Below are 13,389 nucleotides of genomic sequence, written 5' to 3' on the forward strand. Positions count from 1 at the left end.
TCGTTTGGCGCTCGTTGGCGCTCGACCGGCGGGGAGCATAGACCCGTGCATATAGTCGGGAACATTGATCGTGTGACATCGCAGGAGTGACGCTTTCTCGCACGTCTATTACGCGCAACGTCGGTCATGCGTGTCGCATTGTTTCACTTATTGATTTTTCTATATTGGTCTTCACCAAGGGCACGGCACCGCACGGGTGCGGCTGGAATTGGCAGGTACGCGGCCGCACATCGGCGTTATATATCGGCAATAACTTCCGGATGCCTGAACAAATGGTAGTCACATAAGTTCAGAACGTAAAGACAATAGTTTGGCACGCACGGATGACTCACATCCTACGATTGTGTTGGGCCAAGGTCCAATACCGTGATAGTCCACAGTCGTCTAGTCTTGCTTTAGCGTGGGCGCTTGCGTGCGCGCTAAGCTTCCATCGAGGAAATGGGAACGCCGCTCGCCAGTATCGTGCGAGTATCGATTACGCCAATGCACGATACCCTGAACCGCTTAGGACAATAATCCGATCAGCGGTTGAACCAGCGATACTGACGCGCAAGCGAGATACGCTGAAAGTTGCCTCCGGTTGTCGTCGTCAAGCCATGCGATACCGCGAGCTTTCCCATGGGGCGTCAAAAGACCGACGATCGCGACGCGGCCTAGCAGATCGAAGCTATGCGAGAAGCCTAGCGAATAAGTATTGATCTGCGCGTGCAGATCGCTAACAGGAAGCGATGAGTTAAAAGCACGTCGCCGCTCGACCGGGTGTAATCGAGATCGACGAGGTTCGTTCCGGTCGGCACCGCCGAATATGCACGCGGCTCCATTCCCTGCGCTGTCGCCGAGACCGAATGAATCGCGACGAGTCCCGGTAATGCGAACCGCGAACACGTCGTTGAGATCGCCGCTAGCGGTGTTGTCACGGTGGCTTCCTTTGAGCGCTTATCGGCCTGCTTAACGGCCTCCTGGACACGCCGCTTAGCAACATTTAGCTACAACGGATCTGCTTACGCGATGTGAGAGTCGAACTTGACCATCGTTCATGCGCTAGCTGACCTACTATTCATTCAAGCGGACGACTTCCTCGCATTTTTGGCTAATCGAAAGGCGAAACAAACATGAAATTCTTAGCAGTTGCGATATGCATCGTGTTCGCGAGCCATGCCTATGCCGGATGCACCAGAACGGCGACAGGGCGTACGGTTTGCGAAAACGGACAAGAGGCTGGCGGCTACAACGCGCGGACCGGGAAAGCATGGTCGTCCGAGAAAAATCAGAATGGCGTCGCGACGAGCCATACGAGCAACGGCGGAGAAGCCAAGACGAAAAACGGCAAAGGTGTTTACCGTAGCCCGACTGGCAAGACCTGCGTAAAGACGGCATCGAATCAAGGCTGCAACTGATCGAGGCCGGCTCTATTGTCCGCTTGCCAGTTGCTCGTTGCGCTTTGTCAGGAACGTGAGCAAGCCATCGACACCGTGCTGTGCGACCTGTTCCGCGAACTGCTGCTGATAAACCTGAATCAGCCACGCTCCCAGAATGTTGATGTCGTACACGCGCCACCCTTGCGGCGTTTTGTAAAGGCGATAGTCCAGTTCCACCGCCGAGCCGTTGCTGGCGACCGTCGAACGCACGACGACATCGTTATCGGCGGGCAAAGCGCGCAGCGGCTGATAAGTAATCTCCTGATCGCGTACTTGCGACAACGCGCCTGCGTAGGTATGGATAAGCAGTTGCCTGAACTGGTCGATGAGCGCTTTCCTTTGCGGCTCGCTTGCCGAACTCCAGTTGCGGCCCATCGCGAGCCGCGTCGTACGCGTGAAATCGACATATGGCAGGATTGCACTGTTGACGAGCGCGGTAACGCGTGCCATGTCGCTGGCCTGAATGGCCTTGTCGCTCTTGATCTGCTGCAGAACCTGGCGCGTGACCGCCTTCATCATGTCGTCCGGCGCACCCATGGCGTCGGTCTGCGCGGCTAGCGAGCCGCTAATGCTCGCGAGCAACAGGATGCAAAACGCCCAACGCATCTTCCTTATCATGGCCGACACCGAGAGAGCTTGATGCATCGAGAAATGAAGCGAAGCGCGGCTGTCAGTTCAAAGGCGACGAATCGCGCGTGACCTTTACGGCCGTCGCTGTCACGAAATCGGCGCGAACGCTGTCGCCGACCTTGAGATCAGCCAGCGTTATATCCGGGCCAGCCTTCACGGTGCCTGTCTTGAGCGGACCGCGCAGCGTAATGAGGCGAGTTTTCCTGTCCACCTTTACGATCGTCGCCAGCACCTGTATCCGATGTGCGGACGCGGCCACGCCGCCCGACGCGGGAATAATTTCAGTCGAGTCGATTCGTTCGCGGATTCCGTTCGATTGCACCTTGTCCGCGTGAATCAGCAGCGATTCCTGATACGCGATAGCGACGGAATCGCCTATCTTCAGTTTGTTGATATCGCCTGCTTCCGGGCTCACCGTCACCTCGAAAGTCCGTCCGCCGACGCCGTGCAATGTCACGGTGAGGGTCGCCGCGTCGATGCCGATAACCGTCGCACGGGTCTGGATCAGCGCAGCCGCGCCGGCCCCGTCGGGTCCGGCGGCCGAAACTTCCGTCACGCTTTGGGCGCTCGCCGGAACCGGCAATGCGGCCATTGTCAGGACAGCCATGACAAGTGCGCTTAGCGATGCGCGCCGCTTCTTAACAAGGTACATGCTGAATTCTCCGGAATATCGACGCCTCGCTCGCGTCCTGCGATCCGGACGAGACTAGCTCAAGCCCTTCGCGCGCGATATTGGACCTTGGTCCCACATCACAGTCACGATTAGTCCGACGCAATCAACTCGTTCTCTTTCGACCAAAATAACTTCAGCACCGCCGACGTGTTAGCGCGGCTATAGCCGATCACGAGATCGATGGTGGGCGCGTTGCCTACCAGAAGCCGGCTAACAACCGGCCAAGGCAGCAGATTCTTAGCGTATTCGGGCAGCAAGACAAGGCCGCGTGTGGACGCCACGAGCGACATCGCCATCGCCATCGCCAGATTGTCGACACCGTGCTCGGGCGTGATCGTCACGCCGCTCTGCTGAAACCGATGCCGGGCGCGAGGTCACGCTCGGCATGCAGGCGCTCAAGCGCATTGCGCAACCCGGCGATATCGGCGGCGCCGTCGCGTTTCTCGCGTCGGACGGCGCGCACTGGATCACCGGTAAGACCCGGCACGTCGATGGCGGCTCGAAGCGCTAAGGCGCACGCCGCTTCGGCTCGCGCCGCTTCGGCGCACGCCGTTTCGGCGCACGCGTCACCATAGCGTGCGACCGAGGAAAGTAAGCGTCCGATCCCAGGCCAGTTGCGACCAGACCGGGTCGAACTGAGTCCTGGAGATTCGACCGGTGCCGACCGCATCTTCGTTGGCGAAAGCATGGTGCGCGAGGTAACGATGAAACTCGACATCGACGGTCGCGTCCGTCAGCTTGGTCTCTAAAGCATCGACCGTTTCGGCCGCGAAGAACGCATCCTGCGTAGCCCAGTGACCCAGCACCGGCGCTTTAATTTTGCTTGCATCGATATATTCGAGCGGCGGAAAGCCGTACCAGACGACGCCCGCCGACAGATCCGGAATATTCGACAGCGCGAGTAGCGTGAGCGCGCCGCCCATGCAAAAACCGGTCACGCCGATGCGCGTGGAATACGTCTTAAGATAATCGACCGCGCCGCGAATGTCCTGACTCGCAGCATCGCCGAAGTCGAGTTCGCCAAGGAAATGCTCCGCTTCCGCTTCTTCCACAGTCGTTTTGCCGCGAAAGAGATCCGGCACCAGCGCCACATATCCGCACTCGGCAAGCCGGTCCGCGACACCCCGAATCTGCGCGTTCACGCCCCACCATTCCTGAATCACGACAATGGCGGGCGCGCCTGCGGCTTTTTCAGGCTTTGCCAGATAACCCTGGACCTCTTGGCCGTCAGGCCGGCTAAAGGTGATCGTCGATCCAAGCGCGTGTTTCATCGGGTGACTCCTGGTTGGGCGGAGTCGCTAGCATAGCGCCAGAGCGGCGGCCATGCAGCCACCGGCGAGAAGATCCGCGCACGGTTCAAAACGCGGCGCGGGTCGTTCGTCTTCTTGAACGCGGGCGGACGGTAATCGCGTTTTGCGCAACCGCGACAACGTCCGCCGCATTGTGCGCAACGGTACGCGCGTCGCACCATTTATCGGGTTCGTTCGAATGTCGCGCACTCGAATTTTCAGCGTGAAAGAAACGCGCTTTCGAGACTCAAAAATACGCAGCATCCGACCGACGCTTAAGTCACGCTGACGGCTTTACTTTCTTGGCTCTCGTCCCGGCTAAGACCCGCGTACATCAAATCCCTGAGGAATTCCTATGTCTACACCTGCTCCCGATTCATCGCGCTCCGTCGATCTCGCCGCGGTCAAAGCCCGTCAACAAGGCGCTTGGTCCACCGGCAACTACGCGGTGGTCGGCACGACGCTGCAGATCGTCGGAGAAAACCTGTGCGAGGCGCTCGATCTGCGAGCCGGCACGCGCGTGCTCGATGTCGCGGCGGGCAACGGCAACGCGACGCTCGCAGCAGCGCGCCGCTGGTGCGAGGTCACGTCCACCGACTACGTGCCTTCGCTGCTCGAAGCGGGCCGCGCACGCGCCACCGCCGAAGGCCACACGATCCTGTTTCAGGAAGCCGACGCCGAGAACCTGCCGTTCGCCGATGCATCGTTCGGTGTCGTCATTTCGACCTTTGGTGTGATGTTCACGCCGGATCAGAAGAAGGCCGCCAGCGAACTCGCGCGCGTCTGCCAGCCGGGCGGCAAGATCGGGCTCGCAAACTGGACGCCGGAAAGCTTTATCGGTCAGGTGTTCAAGACGTTAGGCAAATATGTGCCGCCCGCGCCGGGCGTCCGGTCTCCCGCGCTGTGGGGCACGGTCTCGGCACTCGAGGAATTTTTCAGTGGCGTCGCGCGGGATATTCATACGACAAGCCGCCATTTCACCTTCCGTTATCGCTCGCCGGAGCACTGGCTCGACGTATTCCGCACTTATTACGGACCGCTCGCCAAGGCCTATGGCACGCTCGACGACACGCAGCAAAGCGCGCTGACGAAGGACATCATGGCATTGATGGAAAGCCACAATCGTTCGGGCGATAGCGCGCTGGTTCTACCGAGCGAGTATCTGGAGGTAGTGATAGAACGAAAGTAGCGGCGGCGCGTTGCCACGTGCCGTTCGCATGACCCGCTGCTGCCGAAGCCAGAGCGCTTTCATCGACATCTGGATCTAAAGATATAGACTGTGACGCGTCGCCGGAATCGCGGATAATCCGTGTTGCGCAACCCGGCGCTCAGTCCATGATCGATCCATAAACAGAACAGATGGCAACGAAACGAAGTCTCAAGCCGCTGTACTTACGCAGCGCAATGGCGAGCGAAACGCTGACCTCTAACGACGCATCGCTGCGTCTCGCGCCGTGAGCAACAGCGAACTGCTCAATCTGGCGCAACTGCGCGCATTTCGGCTTGTCGCCGAACTGGGCAGCGCGACGCGCGCGGCGGCGGCGCTCTTTCGCGCGCAATCCGCCGTGACGCGCTCCGTTCAGGAACTGGAATCGGCGCTTGGTGAACCGCTGTTCGATCGCAGCCCGGCCGGCATGCTGCCCACGGCAGTGGGACGCGCGGTCTTGACGCGTTGCGAGCGGATCTTCTCCGAACTGCAGGATCTCGCGCACTGGTGCGCGGCGCGGCAGGCACGACGGCGGCCGGCCGCCGAAGGCGCACTGCCCGCGTATCTGCTCAATACGCGACGGCTCCAGTTGTTCATCGCGCTCGCGCGTCATCGGCATATGCCGAGCGCGGCCAAAACATTCGGTATCAGCCAGCCTGCCGTGAGTACCGCTATTCGCGTGCTCGAGAGCGGCTCGGGTTTGAGTCTTTTTCATCGCAGCCCGCGCGGCATCCTGCTTACGGCCGAAGGCGAAACTTTTCTGCTTCACGTGCGCCGCGCGCTGAACGAGTTGCGCCACGTCCCCGACGATATCGCCGCGTTGCACGGCAAAATTCAGGGCGCGGTGAACGTCGGCGCGCTGCCGCTCGGCCGCACGTTGATCCTGCCCAAAGCGATCGCGCGGATGAGCGCGGAGAATCCCGGCGTGCAGGTCGTGACAGACGAGAGCAGTTACGACGCGCTGGTCGCCGGGCTGCGCGCAGGCGATATCGATTTCATCCTCGGCGCGCTGCGCGACAACGACGCGGCGAGCGGCCTGAAAAACGAGCGGCTGATGTCGGAAGACATGGTGATTCTGGCCCGCCGCGATCATCCGCTCACGCGCGCGCGCGATCTCACGATCATGGACATGCGCGACGCGCAATGGGTCTTGCCACGCAGCAACGCGCCGGCGCGGGCGCTTTTCGAAACGCAGTTCAAACGGCTCAAGGTCAAGCCGCCGATGGCGACCGTGGAGACTGCTGACCTCGCCGTTATCCGGGGTTTGCTAGTCGGCACGGACATGGTCGCCGCGCTGTCGGCGCAGCAGTTGCACTACGAGGTTCAGTCGGGTCAATTGGCCGTGCTCGAACTGAAGTTGCACAATACCGGCCGCGATATCGGACTCACCATGCGAGCCGCGGGCACGCCGTCACCTGCCGCTCGCGCATTGATCGACGCGATCCGTCTGTCGGTGGTCGATGTCACCCGCACAGTGAGCGCAGCGGGAAGCTAGCCGCTTTGAAGCCGCGCGGGTTACGGTGGCGCACCCGCCGAAACGTATCCGGTCGGCTTCGTTTCAGGATGCGCCGGGTCAGCGTGTTCGAGTGCGGCGAGCGACATGATGCGTTCCTCGGATGCGTCGTCGAAGCTGATCTCGCCCGCAAGATTGCCCGCACGCATCACCAGGATGCGATCCGATATCGTCAATATCTCGGGCAGATCGCTGGATATCACGAGGATAGCGAGACCGCCGGCGGCAAGCTCGCGCATCAGCGCGTAGATTTCGGCCTTCGTGCCGACGTCCACGCCGCGCGTCGGTTCATCGACGATCAACACGCGCGGTTTCGCCGCGAGCCATTTCGCGAGCACCACCTTCTGCTGGTTGCCGCCGCTCAACAGGCCGACCAGTTGTTCGACGGTCGGCGTCTTGATCTGAAAGCGCCCCACGTAGCCTTCGATCATCCGCGCTTCACGCCTCGGCCTGATGAAATTTCCGCTCGAAATGCGGCCGAGACCGAGTGCCGCGAGCGACAGATTACTGCCGACCGACATCCCGAGCACGAGTCCCTGATCCTTGCGGTCTTCGGGCACGAGGCCGATGCCGAGCTTCATCGCATCGCGCGGCCTCGATACGTTCACGGGTTTTCCTTCTATCGCGATGCTTCCCGAGGTCGGCGGCGGCGCGCCGAAGATGCCCATCGCGACCTCGGAACGCCCCGCGCCGACGAGGCCAGCGAGGCCGACGATCTCGCCACGACGCAGCGAGAACGACACGTTGCGGTAACGTGAATCGTCGCCGATACCCTGCACCGCCAGCACGACCGGTTGACCCTCGTGTTCGGGCCGGATGCGCCGCACCTCGGCGAGATCGCGACCGACCATCAGGCGCACGACTTCCTCGGGCGAGGTATCGGTGAGCCGCGCGGTCCGCACATGCTTGCCGTCGCGCAGTACCGTCACGGCGTCGCAATTGTCGAACACCTCGCGCATGCGATGCGAGATATAGAGAATGGTGACGCCGCGCGCGCGCAGATCGTGTACCACTTTGAAGAGAATCAGCGAGTCGGCCTCCGACAGGCTCGACGTGGGTTCGTCGAGAATGAGCAGACGCGGCTCGTGAATCAGCGATTTGCAAATCTCGATCAACTGCTGCTGCGCGATGGTGAGGTCGCCCAGGCGCGTGTCGGGATCGAGCGCGATTCCAAGGCGTTCCATCGCCTCCGTCGCCCTCGCGATGAGCACGCCGCGATCGACCAGCACGCCCGCCATCCGCGGTTCCGCGCCGAGGAAAATATTCTCCGCGACGCTCATGTTCGGCGCGAGCATCAGCTCCTGAAAAACGATGGAAATGCCCTTGCGCGCGGCGTCCCGCGTGCCGGAAAGATGCATCTCCTCGCCGTCGAAAACGAGCTTGCCGGAGGTGGGCTGATGCGCGCCCGCGATCACCTGCATCAGCGTCGATTTCCCCGCGCCGTTCTCGCCCATGACCGCATGGACGGTGCCCGCCTCGACTTCGAAGGACACGTCCTGCAGCGCCTTCACGCCGGGGTAGATCTTCGAAACATGTTCAACGCTTAGCAGCACGGTCATGGCGACACTCGCAGCACGAAAGTGAGCGCAACAGCGCGTTTAAGCGCCATCGCGCGTGTTGATTACTTGCCGGCCGTGAATTTGTCGACGTTCGACGAATCGACGATATCCACGCCGGTATCCGTCACCGCCGGCACCTTTCCGCCCTTCGTCAGCTTGTCCAGTTGATCCACCGATTCCGAACCCATGCGCGTCGGCCGCTGTCCGATCAGCGTGGTCGCGTAGCCGTCTTTCAACAGCTTGATCTGCGTAGGCAGCGTATCGAACGAGACGATCACGAACTTGCCGGCCTTGAGATCGGCTGCCTTGTTTTTAAGCGCGCGCGTATACGCCTCGGGCGCGAACATCGGCCATCCGCCCGCGAAGAAAATACCGTCGATATTCGGGTTCTTCGCGAGAATGTCCTGAATCAGTTGAATGGCCGTGCTGGAATCGTCATTGCAGGGAAAAGGCGATCCGGACACTTCCTTGAAGTTGCCGCCCAGCTTCGACTTGAAGCCCTTGATGCGGTCGTTGAGGTTCGCGGCCGAGAGTCCGCCCGTGATCACCGCGTAGTTGCCGCCTTTCGGCAAAGCCTTGGCGAAAGCCTCGCCGCCCGACGCGCCGCCCGCTTCGTTGTTGGTGCCGATGAACGCGACACGCTTGGATTTCGGCGCATCGGAATCGAATGTCACGACGGGAATATTCTTCGCCATCGCCGCACTGATGACGCCGCTGATCGAATCAGGATTGTTCGGGGCAATCGCGATGCCGGCCACTTTCTTCGTGATCAGGTCGCGTACGATGCGGCCCTGTTCGGCGTCGTCGAGTTGCGCCGGGCCGGTGAAGAGACATTCCGCGCCGATCTTCGCAGCCTCTTCCTTGCAGCCTTTTTCGGCATCGGCATAGAACGGCACGCCCAGCGCTTTCGGTACGACGGCGAAGACTTTTTTATCGGCGGATTGCGCCTCGTTCACGATCCCAAGTCCCACCAGAACCGTGGCGCCCACGACGCCGAGCAAGATGCGTTTCATTGTTTTCTCCAAAGAGTCGTTATGGGTCAATCAGTCATCGACGACGCCAGACGCCCTTTCTCAGCTGGTCGATGAATACGGCAAAGACAATGACGGAGCCGACGAATACGCCTTGCCAGTAGGCGTCCGTGCCGAGCAGCACGAGTCCGTTGCGCAGTACTTCGAGAATCACGGTGCCGACGAAAACGCCGATCACGGTGCCCTCGCCGCCACTGAGCGCGGTCCCGCCGATGACCGCCGCCGCGATCACGCTGAGCTCTTTGCCCAGACCCTGATTCGAGATCGCCGACGAGAGATAGCTGACCTCGATGATCCCGGCGAGACCGGCTAAAAGCGAGGACATCACGTAGACGCTGATCTTCAGGCGGTCCACGTTCAGGCCGGTCAGCATCGCGGCGCGTTCGTTGCCGCCAACCGCGTAAAGCTGCCTGCCGTAGACGCTGCGCTTGAGCACGACGGCGGCCACGATGGACAAGACCACGAAGATCAGGAACGGCACCGGCAAGCCGAGAAGGTCGCCGCCGCCGAGCGCAAAGAATGCATCGCCATCCGGCCTGAAGCCGTCGATCGCCTTGCCGCGCGTGATGATGAGCGCGAGCGCACGCGCGATACTCATCGTGGCGAGCGTCGGCACGAAGGGCAACATGCGCAGCTTGGTCACGCAGAAACCGTTGAACAGGCCGACCGCGCCAGCGATCAGCAACGTCAGAAAGCACGCCGGGAATACGCCCATGCCGGAGTGCATCATCGCGGCGGAAGCGACGGCCGCCAGGCCCCAGACACTGCCGACAGACAGATCGATACCCCCGGTAATCATCACCGCCGCTTGCCCGAGCACGACGATGCCGATGAACGACAGGTTGCGTGCATCGTTGAGCAGATTGTCGACGCTCGCGAAATCCGGAGCTGCAATCGACAACGCGATGACCATGATCAGAAGCGCGCCGATGATGCCCGTTTCGCGAGATCGCAAGAGTTGCCGGCCAAATCCGATCCGGGGTTTTACACTCGTTGCCGCCGCAGGGACCTTGCTCATTTTGTGCCTCGTGTACCGGTGTCGCCGGGCATGCTTCGCAACGCTTCGTGCCCGGCTGGTGCTGGAACGTCTCGTTACCATCGACCTCGCGAGACACCTCCGCGGCGCGTTCGGACGAGGTCTTGATGGCAGGTTTCAGCGCGTGAATCGTGCCGGTGGAAGTTGCGCTGCGCCGTCTATACCGTCGACCGCGGCATGCACTCGGCGCGCGGGAACGTTGTTCAAAAACGCGTTTGCGACTCAGGCCACGCGTGCGCGGCAAGGGAGCGCGCATGACGACGATTTGATGCGTGACATGCGTCACACCGAACGGATCGTCCGCGGTATCGAAACAGGCAATGAGATCGACGCTCGCAAGCGTCGCGACTTCACCGGTACGCTTGCCGGGCCTTCTTCTAGCGAGGTGGCGCGCAGTGATGCCGCACAGGGGCGGCCCCGCGTGATGATCGTCGTTCTCACGTCTCCTCCCATATCGATGGGCTTCGCTACTTTTGTTCTATTGCTGACCCAAGATTATTCATAAGCAATCGCTTGCGCAAGCGCTTGCGTTGGCCTGTTTACCCTCATATTCTGAAAGCAGCCGAGACGGGCCATGCACGGGTCATATCGTTTATAAACGCTTAAAACAGGACTCCAAATGTATCGGCATGGCGACACCGTCTGCATCGTCCGGCGAGCGAGCGATGGCAAACATTGCTGACGTAGCCCGGCTTGCGGGCGTCGCGACATCGACGGTCTCGCACGTTCTGAACGGCACGCGTTTCGTTAGCGCCGAGACGACGCACGCCGTTCAGGAAGCCGTGCGCGTGCTCGGTTACACGCCGAATATCGTCGCGCGTGCATTGGCGCGATCGACCACGAATACGATCGGGCTCGCCATCTCGTCGACGCGCAACCGTTACTTCTGCGACGTCATCAACGCCATCGAAGAAGAATGCGCGAAGCTCGGAATGATGGTGTTGCTGGCGAACACGCAGGACGATCCCGAGCGGGAATTCGAGATCGTCGCCGCGCTTCACAAGCGGCGCGTGGACGGGATCATCATCGCGCCGTCGTGCGGCGCGAACGAATGCGCCCTCACGTACCTGCGCGAACAGCGTATTCCGTCGGTGATGGTCGATCGCCTGCCCGACGTCGCGCTCGACGGCGTCGGCGTCGAGAACCGGCGATCCCTGGTCACGATGGTGACGCACATGGTTGGCCACGGCCATGAGCGGATCGGCTTTCTTGCGGGGCAGTCGAATTTCACGACCGCTATTGAGCGTGCAGACGGCTTTCGCGACGGATTGCGCGCTTGCGGACTCAGCGTCGATGAGGCGCGCATTTCAGTGGGACATACCGATCTTGCGAGCGCGGTAGAAGCCGCCGCGCATTTGCTCACTGGCGCGCGTCCGGTGACCGCGCTGATCGGCGGCAACAACCTCACGACGATCGGCATCATGCTCGCGGCCCGCAATTGTGGCTTGCGCGTTCCGGCGGATGTCGCCGTCGCGGGCTTCGACGATTTCGATTGGGCCGATGCGTTCGAGCCTCGTCTGACCACGATGGTCCAGCCCTGTCATGAGATCGGACGGACGGCGGCGGCGTTGCTCAGGCGGCGCATTGAGTTTGCTGCCGAGGGGAATGAGATTGTTCGGTTGGATCCTAGCTTTGCGATTCGCGATTCTTGTGGATGTACGGGGGGGAGCGCTTCGCGCTTTGATTGATTGTGGGTTTGTTGGCGCACTTTGCTTTTGGTTGCTTGCGCTTCTCGGGAACTTGCTCTCGTGTAGGTTTATTAGCACGCCCCTGTGCGGGGCAGCAGTCACTTTCTTTGCTGCTGCAAAGAAAGTAACCAAAGAAAGCAGCTTATCCGTCTAAGTGTCCACCACGAACCGCAACCGGGAGTGGTGCGCAAGCTGATTCGGCCATCGCACCACACAACAAAGTGGAACCGCTCATTCATCCCGACAGGCACAAAGTGCCTGCCGGAACGGCATAATCAACAAAACCAAGCCGACCGCCAGTTTCAATGTCCCCGTCGTCCGCGCGCAGCGAAGATCGAAATGACAGGCGCCGTGCCAGTTCGAACGAATGCGCGCTAATCAAATCAGCTTGCGCGTCTATCCAACTCGTTATGTGTGGTGGACACTTAGGCGGATCTGCTTTCTTTAATTACTTTCTTTGCAGCTAGCCAAAGAAAGCCCCACTGCTGCCGCACATAGCGGCGTGCTGATAAACCTACACAAAAGCAAGCTCCCAAGAAGCGCCCCAGTAACCAAAGCAAACAAAGCAAACAAAGCAAACAAAGCAAAATCCAACCCCAAATGGCGAGCCCCCGAGCGCCCACACACGCAATAAAAAAATCGTGGCTGATACAATCAACCACCCCTTTTACGCCACGCAAGTCCAACCCCTCCCCGACAATGCACGACAAAAACTGGTTGTCCGAGCCGAGTACCGCATCCAAACGGATCATCTTCGCGCGCCACGGCGAATATCCCTGCAATGTTCGCGGCGTATGCAACAGCAATCCCCGCAACGGTTTCAACCTCACCGAGAAAGGCCAGTCGCAAGCCATGGCGCTTGGCGAACGGCTCCGCGACGAGAAAATCGAACTCATCGTTACTTCGGAATTTCTCCGCGCGCGCGAAACGGCGTGGCTCGTGAATCAAGTCCTCAAGGTTCCTCAAGTCGTCAATCGGCTCGCCAACGAGAATCGGGTCGGCTCGGACTTCGAGGGAAAAACCGGCGCTGAATTCCAGCGCTTTATCGAACCCGCGCCGTCCACCACGGCAACGTTCGACGGCGAGCCGTTCATGGGCCTGCTCGCACGCGTCGAAGCGCTTATCGCCGATATCAAGCTGAGCAGCCCCGAAACCGTTCTCGTCGTGGCCCATGGCTGGACGCTTCAGGCCGTGCGCGTCATCCTCGGCGAAATCAGCGCGGACGACGGCGCCCGATGCGTCGGCATGCCGTCCAATTGCGAGATCGTCGAAGGCGTGTTCTAGCCGGGCGGTCCATTAGCTAAGACACACGAACGCCCCATTCTTTACTGCTTTTTTTGCATCA

General features: G+C 60.6%; 13 protein-coding genes and 1 pseudogene. 7 read left to right on the forward strand and 7 right to left on the reverse strand.

From position 1 onward, the window contains the following. Positions 1–1,112: 1,112 nt before the first annotated feature. On the forward strand, positions 1,113–1,397 hold the full coding sequence (locus tag AC3D25_RS27245) for a hypothetical protein (protein WP_488891596.1): 285 nt from the start codon (positions 1,113–1,115) through the stop codon (positions 1,395–1,397). Positions 1,398–1,409: 12 nt separating this feature from the next. Here the strand turns inward: AC3D25_RS27245 and AC3D25_RS27250 are convergent, their stop codons facing one another. From AC3D25_RS27250 to AC3D25_RS27260, 3 genes are all read right to left on the reverse strand, one after another. Further along, positions 1,410–2,036, reverse strand: a complete 627-nt coding sequence (locus AC3D25_RS27250; protein ID WP_488891597.1) for an MlaC/ttg2D family ABC transporter substrate-binding protein — start codon at positions 2,034–2,036, stop codon at positions 1,410–1,412. Positions 2,037–2,088: 52 nt separating this feature from the next. Next, a complete protein-coding gene (locus AC3D25_RS27255) occupies positions 2,089–2,655 on the reverse strand; it encodes a hypothetical protein (protein ID WP_488891598.1) in 567 nt (188 codons plus the stop codon). A gap of 155 nt (positions 2,656–2,810) precedes the next feature. Then, a complete protein-coding gene (locus AC3D25_RS27260) occupies positions 2,811–3,062 on the reverse strand; it encodes a type 2 periplasmic-binding domain-containing protein (protein WP_488891599.1) in 252 nt (83 codons plus the stop codon). An 11-nt stretch (positions 3,063–3,073) separates the two neighbouring features. Here AC3D25_RS27260 and AC3D25_RS27265 point away from each other — a divergent pair. Beyond that, positions 3,074–3,232, forward strand: a pseudogene (locus AC3D25_RS27265) (SDR family oxidoreductase); the annotation flags it as partial. Between the two features lie 55 nt (positions 3,233–3,287). Here the strand turns inward: AC3D25_RS27265 and AC3D25_RS27270 are convergent. Beyond that, positions 3,288–3,992, reverse strand: a complete 705-nt coding sequence (locus AC3D25_RS27270) for a dienelactone hydrolase family protein (protein ID WP_488891600.1) — start codon at positions 3,990–3,992, stop codon at positions 3,288–3,290. A 373-nt stretch (positions 3,993–4,365) separates the two neighbouring features. Here AC3D25_RS27270 and AC3D25_RS27275 point away from each other — a divergent pair, with 373 nt between their 5' ends. Beyond that, a complete protein-coding gene (locus tag AC3D25_RS27275; RefSeq protein ID WP_488891601.1) occupies positions 4,366–5,199 on the forward strand; it encodes a class I SAM-dependent methyltransferase in 834 nt (277 codons plus the stop codon). A gap of 265 nt (positions 5,200–5,464) precedes the next feature. Next, complete coding sequence (locus tag AC3D25_RS27280; protein ID WP_488891602.1) at positions 5,465–6,712, forward strand: LysR family transcriptional regulator; 1,248 nt, start codon at positions 5,465–5,467, stop codon at positions 6,710–6,712. Positions 6,713–6,732: 20 nt separating this feature from the next. Here the strand turns inward: AC3D25_RS27280 and AC3D25_RS27285 are convergent, their stop codons facing one another. The 3 genes from AC3D25_RS27285 to AC3D25_RS27295 all read right to left on the reverse strand — a co-directional run bounded on the left by AC3D25_RS27285 (position 6,733) and on the right by AC3D25_RS27295 (position 10,338). After that, positions 6,733–8,289, reverse strand: a complete 1,557-nt coding sequence (locus tag AC3D25_RS27285) for a sugar ABC transporter ATP-binding protein (protein ID WP_488891603.1) — start codon at positions 8,287–8,289, stop codon at positions 6,733–6,735. A gap of 62 nt (positions 8,290–8,351) precedes the next feature. After that, on the reverse strand, positions 8,352–9,302 hold the full coding sequence (locus tag AC3D25_RS27290) for a sugar-binding protein (protein ID WP_488891604.1): 951 nt from the start codon (positions 9,300–9,302) through the stop codon (positions 8,352–8,354). 34 nt (positions 9,303–9,336) lie between these two features. Beyond that, the gene (locus AC3D25_RS27295; protein WP_488891605.1) at positions 9,337–10,338 is read right to left on the reverse strand and encodes an ABC transporter permease; all 1,002 of its coding nucleotides are present in this window, start codon (positions 10,336–10,338) and stop codon (positions 9,337–9,339) included. 286 nt (positions 10,339–10,624) lie between these two features. Here AC3D25_RS27295 and AC3D25_RS27300 point away from each other — a divergent pair, with 286 nt between their 5' ends. From AC3D25_RS27300 to AC3D25_RS27310, 3 genes are all read left to right on the forward strand, one after another. Next, on the forward strand, positions 10,625–10,861 hold the full coding sequence (locus AC3D25_RS27300) for a hypothetical protein (RefSeq protein WP_488891606.1): 237 nt from the start codon (positions 10,625–10,627) through the stop codon (positions 10,859–10,861). A 160-nt stretch (positions 10,862–11,021) separates the two neighbouring features. Beyond that, on the forward strand, positions 11,022–12,044 hold the full coding sequence (locus AC3D25_RS27305; protein WP_488891607.1) for a LacI family DNA-binding transcriptional regulator: 1,023 nt from the start codon (positions 11,022–11,024) through the stop codon (positions 12,042–12,044). Positions 12,045–12,743: 699 nt separating this feature from the next. Further along, positions 12,744–13,328, forward strand: coding sequence for a histidine phosphatase family protein (locus AC3D25_RS27310; RefSeq protein ID WP_488891608.1), 585 nt, complete (start codon positions 12,744–12,746; stop codon positions 13,326–13,328). The last annotated feature ends 61 nt before the right edge of the window (positions 13,329–13,389 follow it).

Source organism: Caballeronia sp. SL1002, assembly GCF_057814995.1.

What these genes read in the sequence shown, in the direction of transcription:
- AC3D25_RS27245 (WP_488891596.1), top strand. Translation starts at nt 1,113, where the DNA reads ATGAAATTCTTAGCAGTTGCGATATGCATCGTGTTCGCGAGCCATGCC.
- AC3D25_RS27285 (WP_488891603.1), bottom strand. Translation starts at nt 8,289, where the DNA reads ATGACCGTGCTGCTAAGCGTTGAACATGTTTCGAAGATCTACCCCGGC.
- AC3D25_RS27305 (WP_488891607.1), top strand. Translation starts at nt 11,022, where the DNA reads ATGGCAAACATTGCTGACGTAGCCCGGCTTGCGGGCGTCGCGACATCG.
- AC3D25_RS27270 (WP_488891600.1), bottom strand. Translation starts at nt 3,992, where the DNA reads ATGAAACACGCGCTTGGATCGACGATCACCTTTAGCCGGCCTGACGGC.
- AC3D25_RS27255 (WP_488891598.1), bottom strand. Translation starts at nt 2,655, where the DNA reads ATGGCTGTCCTGACAATGGCCGCATTGCCGGTTCCGGCGAGCGCCCAA.
- AC3D25_RS27300 (WP_488891606.1), top strand. Translation starts at nt 10,625, where the DNA reads ATGCGTGACATGCGTCACACCGAACGGATCGTCCGCGGTATCGAAACA.
- AC3D25_RS27295 (WP_488891605.1), bottom strand. Translation starts at nt 10,338, where the DNA reads ATGAGCAAGGTCCCTGCGGCGGCAACGAGTGTAAAACCCCGGATCGGA.
- AC3D25_RS27310 (WP_488891608.1), top strand. Translation starts at nt 12,744, where the DNA reads ATGCACGACAAAAACTGGTTGTCCGAGCCGAGTACCGCATCCAAACGG.
- AC3D25_RS27290 (WP_488891604.1), bottom strand. Translation starts at nt 9,302, where the DNA reads ATGAAACGCATCTTGCTCGGCGTCGTGGGCGCCACGGTTCTGGTGGGA.
- AC3D25_RS27275 (WP_488891601.1), top strand. Translation starts at nt 4,366, where the DNA reads ATGTCTACACCTGCTCCCGATTCATCGCGCTCCGTCGATCTCGCCGCG.
- AC3D25_RS27250 (WP_488891597.1), bottom strand. Translation starts at nt 2,036, where the DNA reads ATGATAAGGAAGATGCGTTGGGCGTTTTGCATCCTGTTGCTCGCGAGC.